The 24,203-nt window shown below is 67.9% G+C and carries 21 protein-coding genes; 8 read left to right on the forward strand and 13 right to left on the reverse strand.

Annotated elements, in window-relative coordinates; translation table 11 throughout:
- Positions 1 to 20: 20 nt before the first annotated feature.
- Genes ACRCUN_RS27395 through ACRCUN_RS27415 form a run of 5 tightly spaced genes read right to left on the reverse strand, consistent with a single transcriptional unit; the run spans position 21 to position 5,319 of the window.
- Entirely contained in the window at positions 21 to 1,142 is a 1,122-nt protein-coding gene (locus tag ACRCUN_RS27395) for an MFS transporter (RefSeq protein ID WP_462144766.1), read from the reverse strand.
- Positions 1,139 to 2,404 carry an amidohydrolase family protein gene (locus ACRCUN_RS27400; protein WP_462144767.1) on the reverse strand — a complete coding sequence of 422 codons (1,266 nt, stop codon included), beginning with the start codon at positions 2,402 to 2,404 and terminating at the stop codon, positions 1,139 to 1,141. The genes ACRCUN_RS27395 and ACRCUN_RS27400 overlap by 4 nt, the downstream gene beginning before the upstream one ends.
- Positions 2,398 to 3,489 carry a CoA transferase gene (locus tag ACRCUN_RS27405; protein ID WP_462144768.1) on the reverse strand — a complete coding sequence of 364 codons (1,092 nt, stop codon included), beginning with the start codon at positions 3,487 to 3,489 and terminating at the stop codon, positions 2,398 to 2,400. The genes ACRCUN_RS27400 and ACRCUN_RS27405 overlap by 7 nt, the downstream gene beginning before the upstream one ends.
- A 12-nt stretch (positions 3,490 to 3,501) precedes the next feature.
- Positions 3,502 to 4,485 (reverse strand): hotdog family protein, encoded by a 984-nt coding sequence (locus ACRCUN_RS27410; protein WP_462144769.1) that lies wholly within the window; start codon positions 4,483 to 4,485, stop codon positions 3,502 to 3,504.
- 15 nt (positions 4,486 to 4,500) lie between these two features.
- Positions 4,501 to 5,319, reverse strand: a complete 819-nt coding sequence (locus ACRCUN_RS27415) for a helix-turn-helix domain-containing protein (protein ID WP_462144770.1) — start codon at positions 5,317 to 5,319, stop codon at positions 4,501 to 4,503.
- 86 nt (positions 5,320 to 5,405) lie between these two features.
- Here ACRCUN_RS27415 and ACRCUN_RS27420 point away from each other — a divergent pair, with 86 nt between their 5' ends.
- On the forward strand, positions 5,406 to 6,116 hold the full coding sequence (locus ACRCUN_RS27420) for an SDR family oxidoreductase (protein ID WP_462144771.1): 711 nt from the start codon (positions 5,406 to 5,408) through the stop codon (positions 6,114 to 6,116).
- Here ACRCUN_RS27420 and ACRCUN_RS27425 read toward each other — a convergent pair.
- A complete protein-coding gene (locus ACRCUN_RS27425; protein ID WP_462144802.1) occupies positions 6,094 to 6,987 on the reverse strand; it encodes an enoyl-CoA hydratase/isomerase family protein in 894 nt (297 codons plus the stop codon). The two genes, ACRCUN_RS27420 and ACRCUN_RS27425, sit on opposite strands and share 23 nt — an antisense overlap.
- A 4-nt stretch (positions 6,988 to 6,991) precedes the next feature.
- Entirely contained in the window at positions 6,992 to 8,512 is a 1,521-nt protein-coding gene (gene fadD4, locus ACRCUN_RS27430) for a fatty-acid--CoA ligase FadD4 (protein WP_462144772.1), read from the reverse strand.
- Between the two features lie 193 nt (positions 8,513 to 8,705).
- Between fadD4 and ACRCUN_RS27435 the strand changes: the two genes are divergently transcribed.
- Complete coding sequence (locus ACRCUN_RS27435) at positions 8,706 to 8,921, forward strand: Txe/YoeB family addiction module toxin (RefSeq protein WP_462144773.1); 216 nt, start codon at positions 8,706 to 8,708, stop codon at positions 8,919 to 8,921.
- A 186-nt stretch (positions 8,922 to 9,107) separates the two neighbouring features.
- Here the strand turns inward: ACRCUN_RS27435 and ACRCUN_RS27440 are convergent, their stop codons facing one another.
- The 3 genes from ACRCUN_RS27440 to ACRCUN_RS27450 all read right to left on the reverse strand — a co-directional run bounded on the left by ACRCUN_RS27440 (position 9,108) and on the right by ACRCUN_RS27450 (position 13,477).
- Positions 9,108 to 10,928, reverse strand: a complete 1,821-nt coding sequence (locus tag ACRCUN_RS27440; protein ID WP_462144774.1) for a phosphoenolpyruvate carboxykinase (GTP) — start codon at positions 10,926 to 10,928, stop codon at positions 9,108 to 9,110.
- Positions 10,929 to 11,102: 174 nt separating this feature from the next.
- Entirely contained in the window at positions 11,103 to 12,551 is a 1,449-nt protein-coding gene (locus ACRCUN_RS27445; RefSeq protein ID WP_462144775.1) for a hypothetical protein, read from the reverse strand.
- Positions 12,548 to 13,477 carry a hypothetical protein gene (locus tag ACRCUN_RS27450; RefSeq protein WP_462144776.1) on the reverse strand — a complete coding sequence of 310 codons (930 nt, stop codon included), beginning with the start codon at positions 13,475 to 13,477 and terminating at the stop codon, positions 12,548 to 12,550. The genes ACRCUN_RS27445 and ACRCUN_RS27450 overlap by 4 nt, the downstream gene beginning before the upstream one ends.
- A 197-nt stretch (positions 13,478 to 13,674) precedes the next feature.
- Between ACRCUN_RS27450 and trmB the strand changes: the two genes are divergently transcribed.
- From trmB to mmpL3, 3 genes are all read left to right on the forward strand, one after another.
- Positions 13,675 to 14,547, forward strand: a complete 873-nt coding sequence (trmB, locus tag ACRCUN_RS27455) for a tRNA (guanosine(46)-N7)-methyltransferase TrmB (protein WP_462144803.1) — start codon at positions 13,675 to 13,677, stop codon at positions 14,545 to 14,547.
- A gap of 14 nt (positions 14,548 to 14,561) precedes the next feature.
- The gene (locus ACRCUN_RS27460; protein ID WP_462144804.1) at positions 14,562 to 15,242 is read left to right on the forward strand and encodes an NYN domain-containing protein; all 681 of its coding nucleotides are present in this window, start codon (positions 14,562 to 14,564) and stop codon (positions 15,240 to 15,242) included.
- 65 nt (positions 15,243 to 15,307) lie between these two features.
- A complete protein-coding gene (mmpL3, locus tag ACRCUN_RS27465) occupies positions 15,308 to 18,256 on the forward strand; it encodes a trehalose monomycolate exporter MmpL3 (protein ID WP_462144777.1) in 2,949 nt (982 codons plus the stop codon).
- A 6-nt stretch (positions 18,257 to 18,262) separates the two neighbouring features.
- Here mmpL3 and ACRCUN_RS27470 read toward each other — a convergent pair whose 3' ends face one another.
- A complete protein-coding gene (locus ACRCUN_RS27470) occupies positions 18,263 to 19,402 on the reverse strand; it encodes an AI-2E family transporter (protein ID WP_462144778.1) in 1,140 nt (379 codons plus the stop codon).
- Between the two features lie 72 nt (positions 19,403 to 19,474).
- Here ACRCUN_RS27470 and ACRCUN_RS27475 point away from each other — a divergent pair, with 72 nt between their 5' ends.
- The 3 genes from ACRCUN_RS27475 to ACRCUN_RS27485 are packed head-to-tail and all read left to right on the forward strand — an operon-like array spanning position 19,475 to position 22,153.
- A complete protein-coding gene (locus ACRCUN_RS27475; RefSeq protein ID WP_462144779.1) occupies positions 19,475 to 20,581 on the forward strand; it encodes a lysylphosphatidylglycerol synthase transmembrane domain-containing protein in 1,107 nt (368 codons plus the stop codon).
- 8 nt (positions 20,582 to 20,589) lie between these two features.
- A complete protein-coding gene (locus tag ACRCUN_RS27480; protein WP_462144780.1) occupies positions 20,590 to 21,798 on the forward strand; it encodes a M23 family metallopeptidase in 1,209 nt (402 codons plus the stop codon).
- Positions 21,785 to 22,153 carry a DUF3054 domain-containing protein gene (locus ACRCUN_RS27485; RefSeq protein WP_462144781.1) on the forward strand — a complete coding sequence of 123 codons (369 nt, stop codon included), beginning with the start codon at positions 21,785 to 21,787 and terminating at the stop codon, positions 22,151 to 22,153. The genes ACRCUN_RS27480 and ACRCUN_RS27485 overlap by 14 nt, the downstream gene beginning before the upstream one ends.
- Here ACRCUN_RS27485 and ACRCUN_RS27490 read toward each other — a convergent pair.
- A complete protein-coding gene (locus ACRCUN_RS27490) occupies positions 22,141 to 23,490 on the reverse strand; it encodes a HAMP domain-containing sensor histidine kinase (protein ID WP_462144782.1) in 1,350 nt (449 codons plus the stop codon). The two genes, ACRCUN_RS27485 and ACRCUN_RS27490, sit on opposite strands and share 13 nt — an antisense overlap.
- 26 nt (positions 23,491 to 23,516) lie before the next feature.
- Positions 23,517 to 24,185: a response regulator transcription factor gene (locus ACRCUN_RS27495; RefSeq protein WP_462144805.1), complete on the reverse strand. Its 669-nt coding sequence runs from the start codon at positions 24,183 to 24,185 to the stop codon at positions 23,517 to 23,519.
- Between the last annotated feature and the right edge of the window lie 18 nt (positions 24,186 to 24,203).

Raw genomic sequence — 24,203 nt, forward strand, 5'->3', positions numbered from 1 at the left:
GTTTACCCGTTGCCGACCGCTCACAATCGGCGGCCGACGGTCCAGACGACCCCGATCACGACACATCCGGCGGTCATTGCCGCGAACGCCGTGGGAAACGAATACGAGGTGGCCAGCGCGCCGACGGCCAGCGCACCCAGACCGGTTCCCGCATCGAACCCCACATTCCAGACCACACTCACAGCTCGCCGGGCGTGTTCGCCAGACGCGGCGAACGCCTGCACGAGCGTGACATTCTGCAGCGAGCCGTAGGCCACGCCGACCAGGACCGAACCCGCGATGACGAGCAAGCCGTGCGAGCCGATCCCGAATGCGACCGCCCCCAGGCCGATGGCCCCCAGGTACAGCATCGGATCGATGAACTTGGCGGGGCCGATGCGGTCCGCCACACCGCCGACCAGCCATCGGCTCAACGCCGCCGCCCCCGTCAGACCCAGGAGCGCGCCGAATGCCACCTCCGCACCGCCGAATTGCGGTGCGAACGTGAGGATCGCGCCACCCGAGGCGGTGATCACCACGAGCGCCGCGATCGAGCCGAGCAGACCGCGACTGACCACGAGCCGATCATCGGTCGCGCGCGGCGGCGTCGGCACCGATCGGGTGAACGCCAGTGCGAGTGGTACCGCCAGCAGCGGGGCGGCCGCGAGCACGAACACCAGCTCGAAGCCGACGTGCTCGGCCAGCCACGGCGCGGCCGGCGTGAGGACGAATTGCGGTGCGGCGATGGCCAGTCCGTACGCTCCGACCGCGCGGCCCCGATACTCCTGCGGCACCAGGCCCGCGATGCCGTCGACGCCGGTCACGGTGAGTATGCCGAAACCGAATCCGCGCAGGGCCGCCAGCAGTAGAACCGCCCACAGCGAACCCGCAGCCATGTGCAGCAGCGCGGGTGCGCCCAACAGGACGAGGCCGATGGCCAGGATCACCGGCGCGCCGACGCGCTTCAGCAGGCGCCCGGCCAGCAGCTGCGCCACCACCGTGCAGCCCATCAGCACGCTGTTGACCAGGCCGGCGCCGAGATTGTCGGCGCCGATGTGCACTGCCCACATCGGCGCGACGGGCAACAGCAACGCGAATCCGGTGAACCCGAGCGCAGCCGACGCCAACAGGGCAGGCATGCCCGGGGTGCGCCATACGTTCACCGGGCAAACACCACGGCACCGCCGATGATGGTGGCCGCCACCAACCCCGCGTCCAGTTCCTCGAGCACCTGCGCCGGCGGTGCCGACAGCACGCAGAGATCACCGGGCTGGCCCACCGCGACCGACCGCGGCATCGCCGGGCGTTCCGCCGCACCCCAGAACAACTCGAGCGCCGTGCGCGCCGGTACGCGTTCGGCCGGGTTCAACACCGCGCCCCGCGGCGTTCTGCGATGGACGGCCGCGCGCATCGCCGCCCACGGGTCCGCTGCGCCGAACGGGGCATCGGTGGACAGCGCGACCGGGATGCCTGCGGACAACAGCGTGGCCAGGCGCCACAGCTGGTCCTGCTCGGCGTCGGCGATGTCGGTGCGGTACTCGTCGCCGCGCTCCGCGACGAAGTTCGGTTGAGTCACCACTGTCACCCCGAGTTCGACGAGGTCGGCGATACAGTCGGCGGGAACCATTGCCGCGTGTTCGATGCGGTCGGCGGGATGGGCTCCGGCGACGCGCAGCGCCGCGATCGTGACGATGAGTTGGGCTGCGGTGACACAGTGGATCGCAACGGGTTGGCCATCGTCGTGGCGCCGGCCGATCCACGCCGTCAGGGCATCGAGATCGAGGTCCTCGTCGTGCAGAATGCGTTTACCCGGCGCGAGCCTGTAAACCCGTTGGTGCAGGCCCGTCGGCAGGGCATCGAGATCCGGCGTGGCGTCGGTGACTGCGGTGACGCCATACCGAGCCAGCCGGTCGCTGAACTCAGCCACCTGAATTTGTCTGCGCTGCAACGGCTCGGCCCACGTGGGGTCGGCGCTGCGCAGTCTGCCGTCGGGGTGATCGGGTCGCCCGACGGCAGCCAGCCCGGCCGAGTTCAGGATCCACAACACGCCGCTGCGATGCTGTACCCGCACCGGCACGGTCGAGGTCAGCTCGTCGAGCCGATGCCGGTCCAGCGGTCCGGCGACCACTTCGTGATAGCCGACCGCCCTGATCCAGCCGTCACCGCCAGGCTTCGCGCGCGACAGCACGTGACGCAGCCGAGCGGCATCCCGGACGTCGTTCGGGCCGACCCGAACCGAATCCTGTTCGGCGGCAGCCGAGTACACGTGCACATGATGATCGTGCAGTCCCGGGATGACGGTGCCGAAGGCCGCATCCAGCACCGGTTCACTCCCCGGCAACGACGGGGCGACCTGTTCGATCCGCTCGCCGACCCGGATGTCGACGACGGTTCCGTCGATCAGCCTGGCACGCCGAATCAGCATGGTGGCGCCCAACGTTCGGATATCAGCCGGCGCACCTCAGCATCGCCGGCTCCCAGCGCGGGCCCCGGCGGCGACGACGGCGGCGCAACCGCGTCAACCGCATCGCCATCGCCGGCGAGCGGCGCGTACTCGGCGGCCAGCGCGGCCATCGCGAACTCGATGAGCTCGCCGCCGCCGCGCGCACACGATTCCACGACGGCAAGCGCAGCATGTATACCGGTGAGCGGGTCGGCGATCGCGTCGCCGGTGAAAATCGGTGCACCGCCTCGGTATTCGACCAGACCGCCCGACACCGCGGCGTCGTCGCCGAATGCCACCCAGTCGGCGCGTTCGCCGGTGGTGCCATGCCCGGTGATGCGCAACCACACCCGCCCCGCACGTGGACTCGCCGATTGCGGGCCGAGGCCGCGGCGGGTGAGTGCGCTGGGGCGCGACGCTTCGATCACCACGTCGGCCACCTCAAGCAGCGGTCCGATGTCGTCGAACTCGACTGCGTAAGAGAGCTTTCCAGAGTTCATCCAGTCGAAGAACACCGCAGGCCCAGCGCGCGTACCGTCCGGCCGGCTCGGGCTTTCGACCTTCACCACGGTGGCGCCGGCTTGCCGCAGCAGCTGACCGCACAGCGGCCCGGCCCACATCGACGACAGATCGGCGACCAGCAGGCCCGTGAGCGGCCGGGCGGGGGCCCGGTCGCCCACGCGGGCTATACGTGGTGGCGCGGCGCCGGTTTCGCCGAGCACGGCTGCCGGCAGGCCGAGTAGCCGGGCTCGCTCGGCCAGCTCTGCGGCGTCGTGGCGGGCCGCCCATTCCTCGACGGCCTGCCATGGGTCACCGCCCACCGTCTCGGTGTGGACGAGGGCGGGTACGGCCGCGATGTCATCCGGCCGCGACAACGTCAACGCGCCCCAACCGTCGCTGCCCTGCAGCAGCCGGGTGGCGCCGCCCGCCGAGATGCCGCCGGATGGCGCCAACCCGAGCAGGGCCGCGCGGCCGGTGACGATCTCGGCGGCGTCGAGGGCGACTCCAGTGCACGCGGTGAACGCGTCTGCGACCCGTTGGGCCGTGGCGAGCACCGCTGAATTCATCAGACCCGTCCCTCAGAACAACAACGCGGTGAACCGCCAGTCGAGCACCTGGCGGTCCGCTGCGTCGTCGGGACCGGCCGCCGCGAACACGAGCGAGCGCAGCCGCAGCACACCGGCTTCGGCCGACTCAACGTGCAGTTCGCTGAACAGCGTGTCATTTTCGTGTACCGGACCGGTGTGATCGCACGATTCCCAGCCCCGCACCGTGACCAGGTTCGGCAACAGTCGGCTGGCCTGCGCCAACGCCAGCCCGATTGTGTGCCCACCGTAGACGAGCCGCTTGCCGCCCGCGCGCCAGTCATGATGCGTGGCAGCGATGTTCAGCGTCAATCGAGCAAGTTCCGGAGCACTCGAGACCACGTCGGCCGTGCTGTGCAAAACCGTTCCTGCCAACTCGGGGTCGAAGTGCGGGCCAGGAACTCTCGCCCGGTATGCGTCGGCGTCCCAACCCGCCGTCGGGTCAGGTGCAGCGTCGGTGCCGATTTCCGTCAGGTCGTCGGTATGACCGGTGTCGCCGGCTCCGTCGGACAGCGGCAGCATGGCGCACCGATAGAAGTCCAACACGAGCCGTTCGGCCTGGTCCACGGTCGTCATGCGCAACGCCGCCAAACCCGTCGGCGCACGCCCGGGCTTGGCCGAGTTCTGCTTGAGCCCAACCACTTCGGTGCGGGTGAACAACGTGTCACCGATGACGGGATAGCGGTGGAACGCCAGCCCTCGATAGAAGAGATTGGCTTTCACCCGTTGCGTCACAAGCGTGCTCTGCCCGATCGCAATGTCGCAGACCAGCGCAGGGTGGGCAAGCGGACCGGGCGCACCGGTCACCGCCGCGGCCAGTTCCGCGTCGAGCGCCAGCCGCATGCGGTCTCCGATGATCGCCTGGTGGGCGGCTGCGGCACCCGCGGTAAGCGTCATCGACGGCGCGGTGTCGAATACCTGGCCTACTTCCAGGTCGTCGAAGTACGGACCCCCGGAGATCTGGCCATGTGCAGTCACGGATTCACATGCTATTCACATGCCGACCGAGGCAGCCAGGCTGCCCAGAAGCTTCAGCGCATCGGCGCTCGCGGTGCCGGGCTCGGCCTGATAGACCACCAATTCCTGCCCCGGCGCCGATCGCACGTCGAACGTTTGCATCTCCAACGTCAGCGTGCCGACATCCGGATGGTGAAAGGTCTTGGCCGCGAACGACTTACCCCGAACGTCGTGCTTCGCCCACAGCTCTGCGAACTCGGGGCTGCGGTCGAGCAGTTCGTTGAGTACGGCCGCAACCCGCGGATCGTGTGGCGCCATGCCATGGTTGCGGCGAAACGCGGCCACCGAATTGGCCGCGATGTCTGGCCAGTCGGCATAGAACCGGCGGGCCCTTGGCTCGGTGAACACCAGCAGCATCAGATTGCCTGCCGAGCCGAAGTCGCCGAACAGCGCGTCTGCCAGCGGGTTGGCGGCCAGCACGTCGATGGCCCGGTTGTAGATCAACGCGGGGTTGTCCGGCCAGGCCGCCATGAGACGCAGCAGCGCGGGATCGACGCGATCAGCCGTCCGGACACTCCGAGGACGCGGCGCCAGTCCGGCCACGCGGAACAGGTGACCGCGGCCGTCGTCGTCGAGACGCAACGCGGCCGCGAGCGCATCGAGCACCTGCGCGGACGGCGAGCGCTCCCGGCCCTGTTCGAGCCGCACGTAGTAGTCGACACTGACGCCTGCCAGCAGCGCAACCTCCTCACGCCGCAGCCCCGGCACGCGCCGGTGTCCCACGCTCGTGAGACCCACCTCGGCGGGACCCACCAACGCTCGCCTGCTGCGCAGATAGTCGCCGAGTTCGGTCATACCGCCACAGTAGGCGTGGCATGCACGCGGTGCCTGGGTGCGCTGCACCCTGGTTGACCATCGCGCGACGCGGCAGCCTGACAGGCATGAACGAATCCAAGATCATCCTCGTCACCGGAGTCACCAGCGGCATCGGCGCGGCCATCGCGACGCGCCTCGCAGCCGAAGGCCACCACGTCATCGGCGGCGCACGCCGCGAGGACCGCCTCGCCGCGCTGGCGCGCGACAACCTGGCGGTGCGCCGCCTCGACGTCACCGATCGGGCCGACGTGGTGTCGTTCGTCGACTGGGCGGTGTCGGAGCACGGGCGCATCGACGTGATCGTCAACAACGCCGGTGTGATGCCGCTTTCGCGGCTCGACGCACTGCTGGCCGACGAGTGGGACACCATGATCGACGTCAACATCCGCGGGCTGCTCAACGGCATCGCCGCCGCGCTGCCGCACTTCCAGCGTCAGGGCCACGGCCACTTCGTCACCATGGCGTCGATCGGAGCGCATCAGGTGGTGCCCACCGGGGCGGTCTACTGCGCGACGAAGTACGCCGCCTGGGCCATCACCGAGGGCCTGCGACAGGAACTCGACCCCGCCATCCGTGTCACCACGGTCTCGCCCGGCGTCGTGGAATCCGAACTCGCCGATACCATCACCGATCCGACGGCCGCAGAAGCGATGCTGACTTACCGCGCCGCTTCGATCCCGCCCGACGCGATCGCCCGCGCGGTGTCCTACGCCGTGAACGAGTCGCCCGAGGTCGACGTCAACGAGTTGATCATCAGGCCGGCCCGCCAACGCTGACGATCTCGTCGACCAGTCCCCACGCGTGTGCCGTTGCCGCGTCGATCGTGCGGCCCGACAGCACGAGAAACGCGGTGCGCCAGCGGCCGATTCGGCGCGTGATGCTGACCGTGCCGCCCGCACCGGGGATCAGGCCGAGCGCGAGTTCGGGCAGTCCGAGCGTGGCCTGCGGGTCGCAGCTCACCCGGCCGCAGTAGGCGGCCATCTCGAGCCCGCTGCCCAGCACCTGGCCGTGCACCTCGGCGCGGCAGCGCCCGCCCAGCCTCGCGGTGAGTTCGTCGAGCACCAGCGCGGGGCTGTGGCGGGTGCGGGCGAGGTGGGCGCTGGCCGGGTCGGCGAACGAGCCGAACTCGGCGAGATCGCCACCGCTGCAGAAGGATCGGCCGTTGCCGCCGAGCACGACCTCGTCGACGGACGGGTCGAGCCGGGCGACATCAAGGGCCTCCAGAAGTGCGGCCCTCGCGTCGGTGGAGAACGCGTTGTGCCGCTGCGGCCGGTTGAAGCGGACGTGCAGCGTGTTGCCGTCACGACTGGCCTGCACCGGGTCGGGTAGCGCGGGCACGGTCGCCGGTCCGCGTTCGGCGAGCCAGCGGGCGAACTCCGGTCCGGACTGCAGGGTCGAGTAGGCCAGCGATTCGGTGATCACGCCACCGAACGCGGGTGCGGCGACGTCCACACTGCGCAGGACGTCGTCGCACACCGCGGCGGCTTGGGGCCATGTCGCGCACCGCTCGGACAGTTCGGCAAGTGTCTGCTCGACCGACTCGACCACGATCACCGTGCGCTGGTCGGTCGTGCCCTCGGTGAGCGTGAACGTGGCGTCCTCGTCCGGAGTTTCGGTGCTGACGCGGATGCCGCCGGGCAGCTCGATCACGTCATGAATACTTCTTGATCAGCTCCTGCTTGTACAGCTTGCCGGTGTCGGTGCGGGGCAGCTGCTCTTCGAACGAGATGGACCGCGGGCACTTGTAGTGCGACAGGCGCTCCCGGAGCCAGACCATCAGTTCCTCGGCGAACTCCGGTGTGGCGTCGGATGGGTCGACCGTCTGCACCACACCCTTGACGCTCTGGCCCATCTCGTCGTCCGGGACACCGAACACCGCGGCGTCCATCACCTTCGGGTGGACGACGAGCATGTTCTCGGCTTCCTGCGGGTAGATGTTGACCCCGCCCGAGATGATCATGTGGTGGCGCCGGTCGGTCAGGTACAGATACCCGTCCTCGTCGACATAACCGATGTCGCCCACCGTCTTCCAGCCGTGCGAGTCCCGCGACGATGCGGTCTTCTCGGCGTCGTTGAGGTATTCGAAGTCCTGACCGCCCTCGAAGTAGATCTCACCGGCCTGGCCCGGCGGCAGCTCGTTGCCGTCCTCGTCGAGGATGTGCACGACGCTCGTCATGGCCTTGCCCACCGAACCGGGATGCGTCAGCCACTCCTCGGCGGTGATCAGTGTCGCGCCAATGGCTTCCGAGGACGCGTAGTACTCGTCGACGATCGGTCCCCACCAGTCGATCATCTGCTTCTTGATCTCCACGGGGCACGGTGCCGCGGCATGCATGATGCGCTGCAGACTCGACAGGTCATACGAATTGCGCACGGAATCGGGCAGTTTCAGCATGCGCGTGAACATGACGGGGACGAACTGGCCGTGCGTGACACCGTGCTTCTGGATGGCGTCGAGCGTGCCTTCGGCGTCGAACTTCTCCAGCACGACGGTCGTGATGCCGCCGGCCTGCACCTGCATCGACCACACCGACGGCGCGGTGTGATACAGCGGCGCCGGGCTCAGATACACCGCATCGGGGTGCATCCAGAATCCGACGAGCGCCGCCATCATGCCGGGGGTCTCCGACGGCGGCACATGCGGGAGTTCACGTTTGATGCCTTTGGGCCGTCCAGTGGTGCCCGACGAGTACTGCAGCAGATCGCCGTCCATCTCGTCGTCGATCGGCGTATCGGGCTGATCGGCAACGGCTTGCGGGTACCGCTGCCAGCCGTCGAGGTCACCGTCGGCGATCAGCAGGATGTCGGGCAGGCCATTGGGCAGTTCGCCTTCGAGACCGCTCAGGACGTCGGTGAGCGCGGCCGAGCCGACGATCGCCTTCGCGCCGCTGTTGTCGACGATGTATGCCGCCTCGGCGGGTGTCAGATGCGTGTTGATGGGCACGTAGTACAGGCCGCTGCGCCGTGCCGCCCACATCACGGCGTGGATGTGCTCGTTGTTCTCCATGAGGATCGCGACCACATCACCCTCGCGCAGCCCATGCGCGCGGAAGTAGTGAGCCAGCCGGTTGGCGCGGGCCTCCAGCTCACCGAACGTGACGACGGTTCCCGATGGATAGAGGATGATGGCCGGCTTGTCCGGGCTGGCCTTGGCGTGCTCGCGGATCTGCATGAGCCGACTGTAACCGGCGCCACTTGACAGGTGTCAAGTGGGCCGGTCACTAAAGCGCGCATTGCGAGCGCCCATGTAGTGGTGCCCATTTCCCGTACCTTTTCCGTTCCCCGGCGAACGCGCGCCGGCTAATCGACGCCGCCGATGCCTTGGACAAGGGCCGCGGTGTCCGAGCGGAACTCGATACTGGGGAGTGAACATCGTCTTCGTCCCGCAGGCGCGGAACGACTACCTGAATTGGCAGACCGCCGACAGGACTTCACTCAAACGGACAAACCGGTTGATCGCGGATACCTGCCGATCTCCGTATGAAGGGATCGGCAAACCCGAGCCACTGAAATACGGGCTTGTCCACCGCGTCGTCAATGACGACCTGCAGATCCTGCAGGCGCGGTACCACTACGAGTGACGACGTCGTCCACCGGTAACGCCATGGCGGAGATCGGCGTCGAAAATCGCCACCAGGTTACTGACGTGGCGCGCAACGTTTTCGTCGCCGCACGCAAAAGCGCACCCTCGTGAATCCACGAGGGTGCGCAGAATGCCGACGTGCTGCGGCGTGCCTACCAGCAGACACGCACGCTCGCGGAGAAACCTACTCGGCCAGGCGGTGCTTGAGCGCGTCGAATTCGTCCTTGATGCCAGTCGGCAGTTTCTCGCCGACGAACTCGAACCACTCCTCGATCAGCGGAAGCTCGGCGCGCCATTCGTCGGGATTGACGGCGAGCGCCTCATCCACGTCGGCGGCGTCGACGTCGAGACCGCTCAGGTCGAGGTCGGCGGCCGACGGCACGATGCCGATCGGGGTCGACCGGCCGTCAGCCTTGTGCTCGATGCGCTCGATGGCCCACTTGAGCACGCGGCTGTTCTCACCGAAGCCCGGCCAGAGGAACCGGCCGTCGTCGCCACGGCGGAACCAGTTGACGAAGAACACCTTGGGCAGCTTGGACTCGTCGGCGTTCTTGCCGATGTTGATCCAGTGCTGGAAGTAGTCGCCGACGTTGTAACCCAGGAACGGCAGCATCGCCATGGGGTCGCGCCGCACGGTGCCGACCTTGCCCTCGGCGGCCGCGGTCTGCTCGGAGCCGAGCGTCGCGCCGATGAACACGCCGTGCTGCCAGTCGCGCGCCTCGGTGATCAGCGGAACCGTGGTCTTGCGGCGGCCGCCGAACAGGATCGCCGAGATCGGAACGCCCTGCGGATCATCCCATTCGGGGGCGAGCGTCGGGCACTGGGCGATCGGGGTGCAGTAGCGCGAGTTCGGGTGCGCCGCCTTGTCCTCCGACTCGCGGTACCAGTCCTGGCCCTTCCAGTCGATCAGGTGGTCGGGATCGCCCTCGAGGCCCTCCCACCACACGTCACCGTCGTCGGTCTTGGCGACGTTGGTGAACACGGTGTTGCCCTTGGCGATGGTCTTCATCGCGTTGGGGTTCGAGTCCCAGTTGGTGCCCGGCGCGACGCCGAAGAAGCCGAACTCGGGGTTGGTGGCGTAGAGCCGGCCGTCCTTGCCGAAGCGCATCCACGCGATGTCGTCGCCGACGGTCTCGGCCCGCCAGCCCGGAATCGTGGGCTGCAGCATCGCGAGGTTGGTCTTGCCGCACGCCGACGGGAACGCGGCCGCGATGTAGTAGGCCTTGTTCTCCGGGGAGATCAGCTTGACGATCAGCATGTGCTCGGCGAGCCAGCCCTCGTCGTGGGCCATGGCCGATGCGATGCGCAGCGAGTAGCACTTCTTGCCGAGCAGGGCGTTGCCGCCGTAGCCCGAGCCGTAACTCCAGATCTCGCGGGTCTCGGGGAAGTGGGTGATGTACTTCGTGTCGTTGCACGGCCACGGCACGTCGGCCTGACCGGGCTCCAGCGGCGCGCCGATCGAGTGCAGCGCCTTGACGAAGAATCCGTCGTCACCCATCTTCTCCAGCGCGGCCTTGCCCATGCGGGTCATGGTGCGCATGGAGACCACGACGTACTCGGAGTCGGTGATCTCGACACCCAGCTTGGGGTCCTCGGCGTCCAGCGGGCCCATGCAGAACGGCACCACCCACATGGTCCGGCCGCGCATCGAGCCCCGGTACAGGCCGGTCATGATCTCGCGCATCTCGGCCGGGTCCATCCAGTTGTTGGTCGGGCCTGCGTCGATCTCGCGCTGCGAGCAGATGAAGGTCCGGGATTCCACGCGCGCGACATCAGAGGGATCGGAGAGGGCTAGGTAAGAATTCGGTTGCTTCTCGTCGTTGAGCTTCTGGAAGGTGCCCGCATCGACGAGGTGCGCGGTGAGCCGCTCGTACTCCTCATCGGAGCCGTCGGCGAAGACCACCCGGTCGGGTTGTGTCAGCTCTGCGACCTCCTGAACCCAGGCCAGCAGTCCTTCATGTTTGGTCGGTGCGGTGTCCAGACCCGGAATGGTCGCTGAGGTCATCGAATTCTCCTGCGTAGGATTTTTTTGTCGAACGTGAGTGGATACCCAAGCCACGTCACGACGCGGTCACGGCTGCCCCTTTGGGTAGAGGTTAACGCGGGTGACATACCCAGAGTGAACCAGTGCTATGTCCGATGACTCACAGGAACGATTCAGTTTTACGTAAGAAGCCGGTTACTCGTCAGTAGCGCCCGAATCGGCATACAGCTCGGCCCGAACAGCCTCCAGTGCGCGCCGCAGCGGCGGGATCCTGCGGTCGCGTTGGGCGGCCGCGCGGGCCGTCGCGACCGCGTGCTCACGCAGCTCGGCATCGATCGCGGCGATCTGTTCGCCCGCGGTCGCGCTCTCAGCCTCGTCACGTGCGGCCAGCTCGGTGGTGAGCGCGGTTTCGGCCGCGAGCACCCTGGTCGCGACGAGCTCCTCCACACTCGACCGCAGATCAGTGGTCGCGTCGTTCACCCAGCGGTCCAGGACGGCCCGGTCATGCAACAGACCACGGGTGCTCACCACCCACCCCGCCAGCAGCAGGCCCACGACGGCACCGACGACCAGCCCCGCGACGGCCAACCGGGGCGCCGCCCCCGCCAGGAGACGGCTGACCGCCAATGCGACGCCCAAGCCGAAACCGATGCCGAGCACCAGCATGAGCCGGGTCTCCAAAGTGCGGGATTTCAGCGGCGGCGCGGCGATATCGGGTGCGTGCGGCGCGGACGTGACCGAGGTCGGCGTCAGATCGAGCTCGGCAGCGACATCGCCGAGGTGCTTGGTGACGCCCTCGTCGACCTCGGCCACGACCTCCCCGGCCCGCTGCCGCGCGTACGCCTCGAACCCGGGGATACGGCGCCTGCCGACTCCGGCGATGTCCTCCTGCAGTTCGGTGCGCACCGAGTTGCACCGGTTCCTCGCGAAATAGCCCAGTTGAAGGCGGGCCTGCTGCAACTGGCTGCGCAGCGCGATGCTGCGCTCGGTCTTGGCCAGCCTGCGATTGCGGTTGATCTCATTACGACGCTCGCGCAGCGCATCCACGCGCGCCTTGCGGTCGGCGCCCGAGCCGTCGGCCTCATACCGGCCGATCACCGCCTCCAGCCGGGTTTCCCAGGCGCGCAACCTGTTTCGGCGCAAAAGATCGGGGTCGGCCAGCCGCTGCGACAGGAGGTCGACGAGGTCGTCGAGCCGCGGCTCGCCGAGGTCGGGGGCAGCCGCGACCCCGACCCACGGCATCCGCGCATAGCGCGGTGCCCGCTCGGCGAGAATGGCCGCGTCGGCTTCACACACCTCACGCCAGTCGCGATGCGCATCGATCTTCGAAAGCACCCCCACCACCAGATCGGTGTAACGCGACACCAGATCGACCAGGGCACAGTCAGATTCGGTGATCACAGCAGCAGCTGAAACCACGAAAACCACCGCCGTCGGGGCTTCACCGGCGAGCAGCTCGGTGGATTCGACGAACGTGTACTCCGGCATCCGCTCCCGCAGTGCCGCCAGCACGCTGCTCGCCCCCGCCAGCCACGGACCGGCCACCAGCACCACGTCGCGGGATTCCACGCCCGGCGAGTTCAGCCCAGGGTCGATCGCCGCGACCACGGCATCTGCGGCCTCGACCGGATCCGCCCCAGTCACCGCCCGATGACCCGGTGGTCGGGGACGCCGTCCAGGAGCCGCAGCGAGCCCCGCACGATGTCGGCACCGCAACTGCGATGAAGTGCGTTGACCGGACCGCGGCTGTAGTTCCGCCAGTGTCGAGCCCGGCGCAGGTGCGCCTGCCTGCCGTCACCGTGATCGACCGCCACCCCGGCGGCCTGTACGACATCGACGGCGGCCGCCATGACCGCGAGCACCGTGTCGTCGCAGGCCAAGAATCGCGCGGCCGACTCACTTCGCAGCGCCCGCAGTTCGGCGACGGCACGGCGCACCCTGCGGTACCGAATCGGCGCGGCGGCGGCCGACAGCGCGCCGAGCACCTGATCGACCTGGCTGAGCCGACGAAACAGCGCTGGCATCGCGTCGGCGTCGGTGCCGCGACTGAGGGCCAGTGCGGCGTGGGCGATGCCGAACCGATCCAACGCCTCCAACAACTGACCGCGCACCTCGACCGGCACGCTGTGCGGTGCCCGCAGGAACGCGTCGGGTGAGGTCAGGTCGGCAGGCTCGGCCGCGAGCACCCGCAGCGCCTGCACCAGATGCGGCGCGGGCTGCGCAGCCGCGAGCAACGCGACCATCGGAACGACGGCGGCCCCGGCCGGCCGCCGCAACTGATCGGCCCGGCGGCGGGCGGTGGCCATCGGACCACCCGGACCCGACCCCGCGAGGTCGGCTTTGTTGAGCACGATCAGCACCGGAGCGCCGTCCTGACGCAGCCGGGCCAGACTCGCGTGATCCTCGGGTTTGAGCACTTCGGCGATCACCAGAACGGCGATTTCGCCGGTGCCGCGCACCGCGACCCCGCAGTCGGTCAGCGCACCGGCGACAGTACTGACACCGACGCCGCGGCGGCCGTGGACGGCAACGGTCACATCGGCCGACACCTGCGCGCTGATCTGAGCCAACCGCTGATCGCCGTCGCGGTCGGCAAAGCGCTTGAGCTCGTCTGCGAAAATCTGGCGGCCTTCCCTGTGAGCTGCCCGGTTGCTGCTGAAAATCGTGGCATGTCCCGGACGGGCTCGCGAACGGATGTTTGAGCCCTAACAGTTCAAGGCAACTGTTGGGTATCAATCTGTACCACGATGCGGGCACTTCGCCGCCGATAGGCGACGATGGACGGATGCATGCGCCGAAGTCTCATGTCGTCGGCGGACCGACTCCGGAGTCCGATGTCGTCGGCGAACCGACTCCGGAGTCCGATGTCGTCGGCGGACCGACTCCGGAGTCCGATGTCGTCGGCGGACCGACTCCGGAGTCCGATGTCGTCGGCGAACCGGCCGCGGCCCACCGCCTTCCGCGGGTGACGAGCTTTCGCACCCGCCGCTCGACGCTGTCCGGCGGCCAGCAGAACACGTGGGACCGGCGGTGGCCGGAATTGGGCATCCAGGCCCGCGACGACGACGGCAAGCCGGTGACCGACCTCGACATCGAAGCCTGGTTCGGTCGCTCGGCTCCACTGATCCTCGAGATCGGTTCGGGGACTGGCACGTCCACGTTGGCGATGGCGCAGGCTGAACCGGATCTCGACGTGATCGCGGTCGAGGTGTACCGCAAGGGACTGGCCCAGCTGCTGACCGCCATCGACCGCGAGGGTGTGACGAACATCCGCATGATCCGCGGAGATGGTGTCGACGTGCTCGAACACGTGCTCGGCAGCGGATCACTCACGGGCGTGCGGGTGTTCTTCCCGGACCCCTGGCCCAAGTCCCGCCACCACAAGCGGCGGCTCCTGCAGCCCGCGACGGTCGCGCTGATCGCCGACCGACTGCGACCAGGCGGCATCCTGCATGCGGCCACCGACCACATGGGCTACGCCGAGCACATCGCCGAGGTCGGCGATGCCGAGCCGCTCCTGCGTCGCGCCGACCTGCGGTCGGCGCTTCCCATCTCGGTGCAACGGCCCGTCACCAAGTACGAACGCAAGGCCCTGGCCGGCACCGACGTCGCCGAGTTGGTCTGGGAGAAGCGACCGTGACTGTGACCCCCGACATCGACCAGGGCCTGAACGAGGATGTCTCACAGGCGCGGACCGGCGTCCGGCGCGTGTTGTTGGTCTGGGACGCACCGAATCTCGACATGGGGCTGGGTTCGATCCTCGGGGGCCGCCCGACCGCCGCGCACCGGCCGCGTTTCGACGCGTTGGGCCGCTGGCTGCTGACCTACACCGCCGACCTGTCGGCGGCTGCCGCGGCCGAGGGCGAGGCGACCGTATCCCTTGAGCCCGAGGCCACCGTCTTCACCAACATCGCCCCAGGTAGCGCGGATGTTGTGCGTCCGTGGGTCGAGGCGTTGCGTAACGTGGGTTTCGCAGTCTTCGCAAAACCGAAAATCGATGACGACAGCGACGTCGACTGCGACATGCTCGACCACATCGCCCTGCGGAGGAGTGAAGGGCTTGCGGCGGTGTTGGTCGCCTCGGCGGATGGTCAGGCATTCCGGGAACCGCTTGAGGAAATCGCCCACGAGGGCACACCCGTGCAGGTGCTTGGATTTCGCGAACATGCAAGCTGGGCGCTAGCGTCGGATACCTTGGAGTTTGTCGATCTGGAGGACATTCCTGGTGTTTTCCGGGAACCGCTGCCACGGATCGGCCTGGACTCGCTACCCGAGCAGGGTGCGTGGCTGCAGCCGTTCCGGCCGCTGTCATCGCTACTGACCTCGCGTGTGTAACAACTGCAAACGACCGTGTTGAGTGCGAAACGCGGGTCACACAAGTTTTTTAGTTAGGAGCGTAAGTGTTCGCCTGGTGGGGTCGAACGGTGTACCGGTTCAGGTACATCGTCATCGGTGTCATGGTGGCGCTTTGCCTCGGTGGCGGCGTCTATGGGATGAGTCTGGGCGACAACGTCACCCAGAGTGGCTTCTACGACGAGGGCAGCCAGTCCGTCAAGGCCTCGCTGCTGGCCGACGAGGTGTACGGCCGTGACCGGACCAGCCACATCGTGGCGATCCTGACCCCGCCGGACGACACGAAGGTCACCGACAAGGCCTGGCAGAAATCGGTCACCGAAGAGCTGGACAAATTCGTCGAGGACAACCCGGACCAGGTCGTCGGGTGGGTCGGATGGCTGAAAGCGCCCGACACCACCGACCCGACGGTCAGCCAGATGAAGACGCAGGATTTGCGTCACACCTTCATCAGCGTGCCGCTCAACGGTGACAACGACGACGAAATCCTCAAGAACTACCAGGCCATCGAGCCCGAGCTGCAGCAGGTCAACGGCGGTGACATCAAACTGGCGGGCCTCAACCCGCTGGCGAGCGAACTGACCGGCACAATCGGCACCGACCAGAAGCGTGCCGAGATCGCCATCATCCCGTTGGTGGCCGTCGTGCTGTTCTTCGTGTTCGGCGGCGCGGTCGCCGCGGCCCTGCCCGCGATCATCGGCGGCCTGACCATCGCCGGCGCATTGGGCATTCTGCGGCTCACCGCCGAATTCGGACCCGTGCACTTCTTCGCCCAGCCGGTGGTGACGATGATGGGCTTGGGTATCGCGATCGACTACGGGCTGTTCATCGTGAGCCGGTTCCGGGAGGAACTCGCTGAGGGCTATGACACCGAGGCGGCCGTACGAAGATCTGTGATGACCTCCGGCCGAACGGTGGCGTTCTCCGCGGTGATCATCGTCGCATCATCGATGCCGCTGCTGCTGATCCCGCTCGGCTTCCTGAAATCGATCACGTACGCGATCATCGCGTCGGTCATGTTGGCCGCGATCCTGTCGATCTCTGTGCTGCCTGCGGTTCTGGGCATTCTCGGTGCCCGTGTCGACGCACTGGGCGTCACGACGCTGCTCAAGGTGCCGTTCCTGGCCAACTGGCCGTTCTCGCGCCGCATCATCGACTGGTTCGCGGAGAAGACCCAGAAGACCAAGACCCGCGAAGAAGTCGAGAGGGGCTTCTGGGGCAAGCTGGTCAACGTCGTGATGAAACGGCCCATCGCGTTCGCCACGCCGATCCTCGTCGTGATGACTCTGCTCGTCATACCGATCGGTTCGCTCACGCTCGCGGGCATCAGCGAGAAGTACCTGCCGCCCGACAACTCCGTGCGACAGTCCCAGGAGGAGTTCGACAAGCTCTTCCCCGGCTTCCGCACCGAACAGATCACGATGGTGATGCAGCGCGAGGACGGCGAACCGATCACCGACTCGCAGATCGCCGACATGCGGGCGAAGGCGCTCACCGTCCCCGGGTTCACCGATCCCGACAACGATCCCGATGCCATGTGGAAGGAACGTCCGGCCACCGACAGCGGATCGAAGGACCCGTCGGTGCGGGTGATCCAGAACGGCCTGGTGAACCGCGGTGACGCGGCGACGAATATCGAGGGGTTGCGCGCGCTGCAACCGCCGCACGGCATCACCGTGTATGTCGGTGGTACACCCGCGCTGGAGCAGGACAGTATCCACAGCCTGTTCTCCCGGCTGCCGTTGATGGTGACGATCCTGGTCATCACCACGACCGTCCTGATGTTCCTGGCCTTCGGCTCGATCGTGCTGCCCATCAAGGCGGCATTGATGAGCGCGCTCACCCTCGGCTCGACGATGGGCATCCTCACCTGGATGTTCGTCGACGGCCATGGATCTGGCCTGTTGAACTACACACCACAGCCGCTCATGGCACCGATGATCGGGTTGATCATCGCGGTGATCTGGGGCTTGTCCACGGACTACGAGGTGTTTCTGGTGTCCCGCATGGTGGAGGCCCGCGAACGCGGCATGTCCACCGCCGAGGCAATCCGGATCGGTACCGCGACCACGGGCCGGCTGATCACCGGCGCCGCCCTGGTCCTGGCCGTCGTCGCCGGCCCGTTCGCGTTCTCCGACCTCGTGATGATGAAGTACCTGGCGTTCGGTCTGCTCATCGCACTTCTGTTGGACGCCACCGTCATCCGGATGTTCCTGGTGCCTGCGATCATGAAGCTGCTCGGCGACGATTGCTGGTGGGCGCCGCGCTGGATGAAGCGGATCCAGGAGAAGATCGGCCTCGGCGAGACCGAACTGCCCGACGAGCGCAAGCGTCCGACCGTACGTGAGCCGGCCGACGACGAGCGTGCGCTGGTTGGCGTCGGCGCCCCGCCGCCGCCACCCCGGCCGCACGACCCGACGCATCCCGGCGTCGATCCCAGCCGCCAGGCGCCGCCGATGCGTACCAACGCGCCGTCGGCCGCGGGCACGGTCCGCATCGGTCCGCCGCCGCAGCAGCGGGCCGAGGAGCCGGCCACCACGCGGTTCGCGATGGCACGCAACGCCGTCCGCAATGCGGTCAACAGCGCGGTCAACACCGCGACGGGCAGTGCCAACGCCCCGACGACCCGCACACCGCGACCCGGCGCACAACCGGCTCCGCCGCCGCCCCCGCCGCCTGGAACCCCGCGTGAGGAACGCGAGATCGAATCGTGGTTGGGCGCACTGCGCGGTGGTCCGGCGAACGGTCCGGCGAAGAGCGCACCGCCGCCGCCACCGCCACCGCCACGCCCGTCAGCCGACGCCACGCGCGCCATGCCGCAGTCACGTCAGGCGCCCGGCGACAACGCACCCACAACGGCGTTCAGCGCGCAGCGCCCGCCTGCGGGTGCCGACCCGGCAACCGAGAAGCTCAACACCCGCGAGACCGACGAACCCAAGCGTCGTGGCGGCGGGATGAGCGCGCAGGACCTGCTGCGCCGCGAGGGCCGGCTGTAGGCGCGGCTACTCCCGTTCGGACAAATCGTCCGACGGCGCCTCAAGGATCGTCTCGCCTTCGGTTTCCTGTCTGGCCTCTTCGGCGGCCGGATCGCGGGCCAGCAGCACACGTGCCGAGCTGTTGAGGAACGCGACCGCGGGGACGGCCAGCAAGGCGCCGACGATTCCGGCGAGGACGCCGCCACCCGCGATCGCGAGCACGACGGCCAGGGGATGGATCGACACCGCGCGTCCCATCACCAGCGGCTGCAACACGTGCCCCTCCAGTTGCTGAACCGCGATGATCAACCCCAGGGTGATCAGTGCGTACACGAAACCCTTTGACAGCAGCGCGACGACCACCGCGAAGAACCCGGCCACCACGGCACCGACCAGCGGGACGAACGCACCCAGGAACACCAGCGATGCGAGCGGCAGGGCCAACGGGATACCCATGATCGCCAGGCCGGTGCCGATTCCCACCGCGTCGACGAGCGCCACGAGGAACGTCGCCCGCACATAGCCCACGAGTGAGTGAAAGCCGGCGCGGCCGGCATCGCGCACGCGGTCACGAACGTGGTCGGGGAACACCTTGGTGACGAAGGCGAAGATGTTGCGCCCGCCCTGCAGCAGGAAGATCAGCGTGAACAGCGTCAGCAGCGCGCCCGTCAACACTTCGGTGAGCGTGCCCGCGGTGGACAACGCACCCGTGGTCAGCTGCTCCTGGTTGCGCTGCAGCGCCTCGATCGCGGTGTTGCCCGCCTGGTCGATCTGCTCTCGGCTCAGGTGCAGCGGACCGTCGATCAACCAGTTGCGGACGCCGTCGATGCTGCGCGTCATCTGTTCCACGAGGTCGGGTGCACCCTGGATGAACTGCGTGACGACGAACGTGAGGATGCCGCCGACGATCGCGATACCGGCCAGCAGCACGAGCGCGACCGCGGATCCGCGCGGCGCGCCGCGGCGGTCCATGAAGTCGACGGCAGGCAGGAGCAACGCGGTGACCATGGTGGCCAATGCCACCGGCACCACGAGCAGTTCGAGCCGTTTGACCAACCACAGCAACGCCACGACCGCGGCCAGAATGACCAACAGACGCCATGACCAGGCTGCAGTCTTGCGGACCAGGGGCGTCACCGACTCATCGGCAACGGAATCCGAAAGCATGTCGGTAGCGTAGCCGCGGCGCGCCCGCCGAGCGGCGATGTCGGCGCGACCTGCACGGCTACCCTGTAGGGCGTGTCACACGACGCGCCGGCGGACACTGCCCGCGACCGGGCCGGCTCCACGCGCGGCAAGTACTGGTGGGTCCGCTGGTTGATCATCGCGGTCGCGGTCACCGTTCTCGCGGTCGAAGTGACGCTCGTGTGGGACCAGTTGGCGAAGGCGTGGAAGAGCCTGATCTCGGCGAACTGGTGGTGGGTGCTCGCCGCGGTCGTCGCCGCCCTGGCCTCGATTCACAGTTTTGCCCAGATCCAGCGGACGCTGCTGCGGTCGGCCGGGGTGAAGGTCAAGCAGTGGCGCTCGGAGGCCGCGTACTACGCGGCGAATGCCCTGTCGACCACGATGCCGGGCGGCCCGGTGCTGTCGGCGACCTTCACCTACCGCCAGCAGCGCATCTGGGGCGCCACGCCCCTGATCGCCTCGTGGCAGCTCGTGATGTCGGGCGTACTGCAGATCGTTGGCCTGGCCCTGCTGGGCCTCGGCGGGGCATTTCTGCTGGGTGCCAGCAAAAACCCGCTGTCGCTCATCTTTTCGCTGGGCGGGCTGTTGGCCATCGTCCTGCTCGGCCAGGCCGTCGCGACCAAGCCCGAACTGATCGACGGCATCGGTGCGAAAGTGCTGTCGTGGGTGAACTCGTTGCGCGGCAAGCCAACCGACACCGGCCTGGCGAAATGGCGCGAGATCCTGCAGCAACTGGAATCGGTCAGCCTGGGCAGGCGCGATCTCGGCCTGGCGTTCAGCTGGTCGATGTTCAACTGGGTCGCCGACGTGGCCTGCCTGGCGTTCGCCTGCTATGCGACAGGCGGGAACCCGTCGCTGGCCGGGGTCACCGTGGCCTACGCGGCGGCCCGCGCGGTGGGGACGATCCCGTTGATGCCGGGCGGTCTGCTCGTCGTGGAGGCCGTGCTGGTGCCCGGTCTGGTGTCGTCGGGCATGACACTGGCCTCGGCGATCTCGGCGATGCTCATCTATCGGCTCGTCAGCTGGATCTTCATCTCCGCCATCGGTTGGGTGGTGTTCTTCTTCATGTTCCGCACCGAGAAGGACCTCGATCCCGACGCCGGCGAACCCGCCAAAGAGCCTGAGGCAGAACAGAACGGCGAAACCGAAACCGAACGCTAGGAGACAGCATGCGGGTCAGAACCCTCGCGTCCGGTACGGCGCTGCTCGCGCTCGCGCTGACATCGTGCTCGTCGGCCGAAACCTCACAGCCGGAATCGGCAACGACCACCACCCCGCCTCCGGTCGCGACGCCGGTGATCGGATCGGTTCTGGCAGAACCGGTTCCGGTGCCCGCCACGGATGGGCGGACTCACCTGGCCTACGAACTGATGCTGACCAACACGATGCCGAGCAACGTCACCCTGACGTCGGTGAGCGCGCTGGCCGGTGACCGCAAGCTGCTGACCCTGTCCGGGGACAGCCTCAAGTATTGGACTCGGCTGATCGGGAATCCGGCCACCGGGGCCAATGTGCTCGGACCGGGGCAGAGCGCCTATGTGTGGCTCGACGTGGTCGCCGACGATCCCGGACAGGTGCCCACCGAGCTCACCCACGCCGTCGGCGTGACCGTGGCCAAACCTATGCCTCCGTTGATACCGCCGGATCTGACCGAAACGATCGCGCCGGTGTCGGTGCAGACCCGCAAGCCGGTGTCGATCTCCCCGCCGCTCGCCGGTGAGGACTGGGTGAACGCCAACAGCTGTTGCGATATGACGCCGCACCGGATGGCGCTCAACCCGATCAACGGAAAGGTCTGGGCCGCAGAGCGATTCGCCATCGACTACGTTCAGCTCGGCGCCGACCGCCTGCTGTTCTCCGGTGACAAGGCCAAGGTCGAGAGCTACCCCTACTTCGGTGCCGAGATCCACGCGGTGGCAGACGGTCCGGTGGTCGCGGTGCTCGACGGCCTGCCCGAGCAGACGCCCGGCGTGGCGCCCGACGGGCTCGCGCTCAACGAGTACGGCGGCAATCACATCGTGCAGGACATCGGCGACGGCAACTACGCGTTCTACGCCCATCTGCAACCGCAGAGCCTCAAGGTCAAGGCAGGCGATCAGCTCAGCACCGGACAGGTCATCGCCGCGCTCGGCAATTCCGGCAACTCCGATGCGCCGCATCTGCACTTCCATGTGATGGATGGCCCAGACCCCCTGGCGTCCAACGGCTTACCGTTCGTCCTCAAATCCTTCCGGCTGGACTCCCGGCTCACCAACACCGGCGCGCTCGATCCGCTGCTCGACGGCAGACCCGCTACGCTGCAGCCGGGCTTCGCGGCCCGCGACCAATCCGAAGTCAGCCCACTGGTACTGGACGTGATGACCTATGCGACGAACTAGCGCCCTTTCGCTTCTCACCGACGTCGTCTGCGTGGTGGTGTTCTGCACCATCGGACGCCGCAGCCATGACGAGGGCATCACCGCGGCCGGGGTCGCCGAGACCGCGTGGCCGTTCCTGGTGGGCACGGGCGTCGGCTGGCTGGTGTCCCGCGGCTGGCAGCGTCCGACCTCGTTGGCCCCCACCGGGATTGCGGTGTGGGTGTGCACGGTGGTGATCGGGATGTTGTTGCGCAAGCTCACGTCGGCCGGGGTGGCGGCCAGCTTCATCGTCGTGGCCTCGCTTGTCACCGGGGTGCTGCTGCTGGGCTGGCGCGCGGCGCTCGCGGGAGTGCGCCGCCGCGCTCAGTCCGGCTGACCCGGCTCGGCGAGCGGCGTCGCGAGGCTCAGTGAAACCGTCAGGGTGGCCCGCAACCCGCCGAGCGGGCCGTCGGACAGTTGGATCTCACCGCCGTGCAACTGGGCCTGCTGCGCGACGAGTGCCAGGCCGAGACCCGATCCCCCGCTCACGGCGGTGCTGCCACGCCGGAACCGGCCCAGCACGGTTTCGTGCTCCTCGACGGGCAGACCACGGCCGTTGTCGTCGACGACGATCGTCAGCACCTGTCCGCTGCGGTGCGCGGCCAGCACGATCCGCGTGGCCTCGCCGTGCGTGATGGCGTTGCGCACCAGATTGTCGACGGCGATCCGCAGACCGCCCGGCCAGCCCAGTACGAGACCGACGTCGTCGGCGACCTGAACGTCGATGCGGACCGGCCCGCCGGGTCGGCTGTTCTCCCTGGCCACCCGATCGAGCATGTCGGTGATGTCGATGAGCTCGCGATCCTCGGCCTGCGCCAATTGCCCCGAGGCCAGCTGGCCCAACGCGGTGATGATGGCCTCGACGCGCCGTTGGGCGCGCGACAGGTCGGCGACCACCTCGTCGCGCTCGTCCTCGGGCAGGTTGTGGATCCGCAGGGTGTCGAGGTCGGCGCGCATCGCGGTCAGCGGCGTGCGCAGCTCATGCGCGGCGTTGGCGGCGAAATCCTGCGCTGCCTGAAGAGAATTCGTGGTGGCCCGCTGCGCGGCGGCCAGCCGGGTCAACATCCCGGTCATCGCCTCGGAGAGATCTTCGGCCTCGCGCACGCCACGCACTTCGGGCATGGTCTCGGTGCCGCTGCCGAGCTTCGACGTGTGTTCGGTCAGCTTGCGCAGCGGCCGGATCGCCGGCCCCGCCAGCAGCCAGCCGAGCCCTCCCGCCACGAGCACCGTCAGCACCCCGACGGCGGCGTACAACGGAATCCTGTTGGCGCTCAACAGGATACTGTCGGCGCGGATGCCGATCGACATCAGCACGCCGCCCTGCTGGTCGACCTGGATGGTACGGACGCGATAGTCGACGCCGTTGACTTGCACGGTCTCGGTGCCCGGCGGCAGCGCAGGTAACTGGAAGCCGCGCTGGAACACCACCTGACCCGTCGACCGCGACCGGCCCGTGGTGAGCACGCCGCGGCGCGGATCCTGCAGATGCTCCGGGTTGATGCTCGCGTCGACGATCGAATCGAGCCGACGGTCGAGCTGCGCGGCGTCGTTGTTGACGAGCACCAGCGAGGTCAGGATCGTGAACGCCGCGACGACCGCTGCAGCCGCGGCGGCGGACGCGACGGCCACCCTCGTGCGCAGCGACGCTGAGCGGATGAAACGGAAGAGCCGCACTTAGACGTGCGCCCCGCGCTCGGCTCTCACGCCTCTTCCCTCAACACGTATCCGATACCGCGCACGGTGTGGATGACCCGGGGCACGCCCTCACGCTCGAGCTTGCGCCGCAGGTAGGAGATGAACACGTCGGCCACGTTGGTGTCGACGTCGAAGTCGTAGCCCCACACGAGTTCCAGCAACCGCTGCCGGGACAGCACCACACCGGCGTTCTCGGCGAGGACCGCCAGCAGGTCGAACTCGCGCTTGGTCAGATCCGCGCGCTCACCGCCGACGAACACCAGACGCCTGGCGGTGTCGATGGTCAGTGGCCCGACGGTCATGGTGTCGGAGGGCCGATCGGAATGACTCGCACGGCGCAGCAGCGCGTGTAATCGCGCCACCAGTTCGCCGAGATCGAACGGTTTGGTCAGATAGTCGTCCGCGCCCGCCTCCAGGCCTGCGATGCGGTCGTTGACCGTGTCGCGGGCCGACAGCACGCAAATCGGTATCTCATTGCCCAGCGCGCGCAGCGCGGTGACCACGGCCACACCGTCCAGCTCAGGCATCTGGACATCCAGGACGAGCGCGTCATGCGACTCGTTCGACAGCAGCCGCAACGCTTCCTTGCCGGACGCCGCAACCCGAACGTCGAACCCCGAATGCCGCAATCCGCGGGCAACCGAGGTCCTGACGTCCGGGTCGTCGTCGACCATCAGCACCGTTCGATTCAC

Source organism: Mycobacterium venezuelense (assembly GCF_054919535.1).

Bases quoted from the DNA above. Each gene is read 5' to 3' on its own strand.
- ACRCUN_RS27400 (WP_462144767.1), bottom strand. From the start codon at position 2,404: ATGCTGATTCGGCGTGCCAGGCTGATCGACGGAACCGTCGTCGACATC.
- ACRCUN_RS27405 (WP_462144768.1), bottom strand. From the start codon at position 3,489: ATGAATTCAGCGGTGCTCGCCACGGCCCAACGGGTCGCAGACGCGTTC.
- ACRCUN_RS27415 (WP_462144770.1), bottom strand. From the start codon at position 5,319: ATGACCGAACTCGGCGACTATCTGCGCAGCAGGCGAGCGTTGGTGGGT.
- ACRCUN_RS27420 (WP_462144771.1), top strand. From the start codon at position 5,406: ATGAACGAATCCAAGATCATCCTCGTCACCGGAGTCACCAGCGGCATC.
- fadD4 (WP_462144772.1), bottom strand. From the start codon at position 8,512: ATGCAGATCCGCGAGCACGCCAAGGCCAGCCCGGACAAGCCGGCCATC.
- ACRCUN_RS27440 (WP_462144774.1), bottom strand. From the start codon at position 10,928: ATGACCTCAGCGACCATTCCGGGTCTGGACACCGCACCGACCAAACAT.
- ACRCUN_RS27470 (WP_462144778.1), bottom strand. From the start codon at position 19,402: ATGCTTTCGGATTCCGTTGCCGATGAGTCGGTGACGCCCCTGGTCCGC.
- ACRCUN_RS27480 (WP_462144780.1), top strand. From the start codon at position 20,590: ATGCGGGTCAGAACCCTCGCGTCCGGTACGGCGCTGCTCGCGCTCGCG.
- ACRCUN_RS27485 (WP_462144781.1), top strand. From the start codon at position 21,785: ATGCGACGAACTAGCGCCCTTTCGCTTCTCACCGACGTCGTCTGCGTG.
- ACRCUN_RS27495 (WP_462144805.1), bottom strand. From the start codon at position 24,185: ATGGTCGACGACGACCCGGACGTCAGGACCTCGGTTGCCCGCGGATTG.